The organism is Rhodococcus sp. R1101, from assembly GCF_000278445.1.
Taxonomy (GTDB): domain Bacteria; phylum Actinomycetota; class Actinomycetes; order Mycobacteriales; family Mycobacteriaceae; genus Rhodococcus; species Rhodococcus gordoniae.
In genome coordinates this window covers 1-4034 of the sequence record NZ_AJVB01000354.1, presented here as the reverse complement: position 1 = coordinate 4034, position 4034 = coordinate 1, and the positions used below count along the sequence as shown (strand labels likewise).

The 4034-nt window shown below is 64.3% G+C and carries 4 protein-coding genes; 1 reads left to right on the top strand and 3 read right to left on the bottom strand.

Going from position 1 to position 4034, the window contains the following annotated elements; all coding sequences use genetic code 11:
• From R1101_RS27310 to R1101_RS0117645, 3 genes are all read right to left on the bottom strand, one after another.
• A partial coding sequence (locus R1101_RS27310; protein WP_085996979.1) for a crotonase/enoyl-CoA hydratase family protein occupies positions 1-776 on the bottom strand: 776 nt, incomplete at its 3' end.
• Positions 777-1108: 332 nt separating this feature from the next.
• A complete protein-coding gene (locus R1101_RS0117655; RefSeq protein WP_026003410.1) occupies positions 1109-1870 on the bottom strand; it encodes an SDR family NAD(P)-dependent oxidoreductase in 762 nt (253 codons plus the stop codon).
• Between the two features lie 1158 nt (positions 1871-3028).
• Positions 3029-3424: a VOC family protein gene (locus tag R1101_RS0117645; RefSeq protein ID WP_016934683.1), complete on the bottom strand. Its 396-nt coding sequence runs from the start codon at positions 3422-3424 to the stop codon at positions 3029-3031.
• A 153-nt stretch (positions 3425-3577) separates the two neighbouring features.
• On the opposite strand from R1101_RS0117645, the gene R1101_RS27305 reads away from it, so the two are divergent.
• Positions 3578-4034: alkaline phosphatase D family protein (locus R1101_RS27305; protein WP_037223985.1), on the top strand; the 457-nt coding region annotated here is incomplete at its 3' end.

Below are 4034 nucleotides of genomic sequence, written 5' to 3'. Positions count from 1 at the left end.
GGCGGTCGTTTCTCGGTGAACGCGGCGGCGCCTTCCAGCGCGTCCTCGCTGGCGCACACGGCGTCGGACTCTGCCGAATTGACTTTCCAGATCGTGTTTTCGAGTCCGGACGCTTGTCCCTGCGAGATGATCTTCTTGCTCGCCTGTACCGCGATGGGTGCGTTGGCAGCGATGGCGTGGGCCAGACGTAAGGCTTCGGGAAGCACCTCCGAGGGTGAAACGACGACGTTGGCCAATCCCCAGCGAAGTGCCGTCTCGGCCGAAATCGGTTCGCCGGTGAATACTGCGTGCGCAGCGATCTTGGGAGGGATCTGATTGGGGAGGCGGATGAGCCCACCGCCTCCGGCGATGAGACCGCGTTTGACCTCCGGCAATCCGAGCGTGGCCTCAGAACTGAGCACGGCGAGGTCACAGGCGAGCACGATTTCGGCACCGCCGCCGGCCGCCACGCCGTTGACGGCGGCGATCAGGGGCTTGGACACGTAGTGCTCGACCAAGCCGGCAAATCCCCACTCGGGATGGTTCGTCGGCAGTACGGATCCGCCATCGGCAAAGGCCTTCAGATCGGCACCGGCACAGAACGCCCGTCCCGATCCCGTCAGGACGCCGACTCGCAGGTCGGGGTCACGATCGATCTCGTCGAGAGCAGCGCCCAGTGCCTCGGACACCGCAGCGTTGACGGCATTGAGCACCTGCGGCCGATTCAGGGTGATAACTCCTACGGGTCCATCGCGGTGGAGCAGTACGACATTCTTCTCTTCGTGTGGCGTGGCCATAGCACTTCCCATTCCATCTATCGTCAAAGATCTCGTCACAACATCAGGGGCGACGGTCAGGTGACAACCCGACTCTTGAAGACCGGCATTCGAAACCGAGCGCTGAACATACCTGCAGAACGGACCTGTCCGACGATGATGGTCGGCGCGCCGGCGACGACAACCTACCCGATGACGGCAGACCGAGACATGTTCGCCGGAAGCGGACCCCCCATCAGAGCCGGGGGTGCGAGGGCCGCGTTACACCGCTATCCGCGACTCGACTTGATCCTCTCGACGGGGGCAGCGCCATCTGCCTCGACACCGCCGGTCGAACGGCGACCCTTCCAGGGTCAGCCCCAGCGGGACTGGCCGCCGTCGAGCGGAATCGTCGCACCGGTGAGGTATCCGGCATCCGGGCCGACCAGAAATGCCACTGCCCGGCCGATATCGCTTTCGGCATCACCGATTCTCCGCATCGGAATGCTCGCAATGAACGCTGCCGCCTCCTCGGGACGGGCGGCGATCCATCGCTCGAGGCCTGGTGTCCGGGCGTGTGGGGCGACTGCGTTGACCCGGATGCCGTCCTTGCCCCACTCGCACGCGGCCGCTCGCGTCAAAGCGCGCACACTCTCTTTGACGGCCGCGTAACCACCGTAGTTGCTGGCGTCCCAGCGCACTGCGACGGAACTGACCATGTTGACCACCGCTCCGCCGCCGCGTGCCTTCATGTGCGGATAGCAGGCTTGCATGGTTCGCAACGTCGCCACAGGACCTGAGTTCAGCCCGGCCGCGAGTCTCTCGGGATCGAGGTCGAGGATGTCACCGAGCGGATTGAGGCTGGCATTGTTGACCAGGATGTCGATGCCCCCGAACAAGTCGACCGTTTCGGCGACCGACCTTGTGATCTGGTCGCCGTCCGCAATATCGGCGACGATCGGCTCGCCCCGACCACCGAACTGCCGGATTTGCTCGCAGGTCTCGATCAACTTCGATTCGGTGCGACCGACCACCGCGATCGACGCGCCCTGCTTGGCCAACGCAAACGCGATTCCCTGCCCGACACCCTGGCCTGCGCCGGTAATGAGCGCGATCTTCCCGTCCAGTTCACTCATCTGAAAGCTCTCCACTACTCGCCGTCACGCTCGGCCTTCGGTGTGAGGCCGGAGCTTGTCGGTGGAAGAGTAGTCAGGTGGCCGCCATCACTTCGGTTGCATTCCCGGTAGCCAGGATTCGGGTGGGACGGCCGGGGAGTTCAAGTCCAGGAACAGTTCTCGACGAGTCGCTACCCGAAGTCCATCATCGGCGGTCTTCCGCCGGTTGTGTCCCGGACGCCCGAAGTCACTACAACCCGACACGGTGCTGCCACCCGGTGAGACCTGAACCACAGCGTGAGCATCGCCCCGATATCAAGAAACAAGCTCTCGACGTCGACGACCTACGACGACGGATGCAATGAACAGCTCGGTGGCAGCTCGGAGAGTGGCTGCGCGGTGAACGGCCGGCCCGTCGAACGTCGACGGTGATCGATCGGCACCGCTGTCCGAGGGGCGACGGCCCGTGCAGATCGAACCTTCTTCGGAAAGGCGTGATGGATGCTCGACCTTCACCGGTCTCCCGACGCGCGTGCGGAAGCCACTGCGCGGCCGACTGCGCCGGATGCTCCCTTCGAACTCGTCGAGGAACAGGTCCGTGGCGTAGAAACGCCGGTGTTCCGCAACAGATACCGCTCCTGAACGCGTTGTTCGCCGAGTCGGTGCGCTACGGCGTACATGCCGTCGCATTGTCGGAAACTCGCTGCAGTTGCTCGGCCTCGCTCCCATAGCTGCCTGCGAGACGCGATGCAGAGTGACGCCGAGAGACGCGCGGTCGGACAATCGCTCGGCGGGCGCGACTATTCGACTCGAGAGGTTCGCAGCGGAGTTCTGCAAGTTTGCGAAGTCCCGGACCGAACACTCGGGCCTCCGAGGCGGTGATGAAGGTCTACGAAGTGAAGGTTACCCACCGGGTCCTGGCGAATCGGCGACTCGCGTGCGAGCTCTACCCCGAGGTCTTCGTCGTCGATGGTGGGGCCGTCCTCTCCACCTACGCCGGCCCTGCCAACGGTTACTGCCCGTGTGAGCCGGCGGAGCCGGAGTTCGACGACGTGTTCGAGATGAGCGAACGGCAACTCGAGGACGCTGTTCGGTGGGCGACGTCGATCTATCGTCCGCGGCGAGATGACGTCGGAGAGTATGTGGCCGCGGTGGATATCCACCGACGTGCAGGGACGATCAGCTCGGTGGCGCGAAGAATTCGAGCGCGATGTTGTCGGGATCGCGGAACGACAGCCCGGAGCCGTACGCCGCGTTCTTGATGTCCCCGTGCGGGATTCCCAGACTGTCGAGCCGGTCGCGCCATTTTTCGAGCTCGCTCGCCGTGCAACCGAACGCGATATGGTCGAGCCCCGTGTTCCGTTCGTCGAAAGACTCCTGCGGTGGCGACCCGGAATGGGTGTGCAAGCCGAACAGTGTGCCGCCGTCGAGCGCGAAGACCGCGTGGTGGAAGGTGCCCGATTCGTCGTCCTCGTCGAGGACGGGCGTGGCGTCGAAGAGATTCGAGTACCACGCGGTGCTCGCAGCCAGATCCGAGACGGTGACGGCGACGTGGGTGAGTGCAGGAAAAGCCATGACAGTTTCCTCCGTCCGAAGCCCTCCTCATCGTAGACCTCGAGGCGATTGTGCCCACCCTTGTCGGCGAATCCCCAAATGTTTCCGAGTATTCTCCCGGCGTTCGGTAACGTATTCCGTGAGAAAGAGATTCGATCACTACCTTCCGTAATCATGCCTTTGTCACGTAGATCGTTCCTCACGGCCGGACTCGGAATCACCGTCGTCACCGCAGCTACCTCCGTCGGCGTCACCGGATACGGGCGCGCCTCCGCACCGGGAGTGAAGGGCGACCCCTTCCTGCTGGGTGTCGCCTCCGGCGACCCCGCGCCGGACGGATTCGTCATCTGGACGCGACTCGCCCTCGACCCGATTGCCGAGGACGGACTCGGTGGAATGCCGAATCGGAATGTTCCGGTGCAATGGGAAGTCGCGGAAGACGAGAAGATGACCCGCGTCGTCGCACGCGGCACCGAACAGGCCGTCCCCGACAGCGCCCACTCCGTCCACGTCGAACTGTTCGGGCTGCGCCCCGGGCGGGAGTACTTCTACCGGTTCCGCACCGGCAGCCATATGAGCGCGGTGGGGCGGGCACTGACGACACCGGCCGCCACCGAGATCCCGGCCGCCC

What these genes read in the sequence shown, in the direction of transcription:
- R1101_RS0117655 (WP_026003410.1), bottom strand. Translation starts at nt 1,870, where the DNA reads ATGAGTGAACTGGACGGGAAGATCGCGCTCATTACCGGCGCAGGCCAG.
- R1101_RS0117645 (WP_016934683.1), bottom strand. Translation starts at nt 3,424, where the DNA reads ATGGCTTTTCCTGCACTCACCCACGTCGCCGTCACCGTCTCGGATCTG.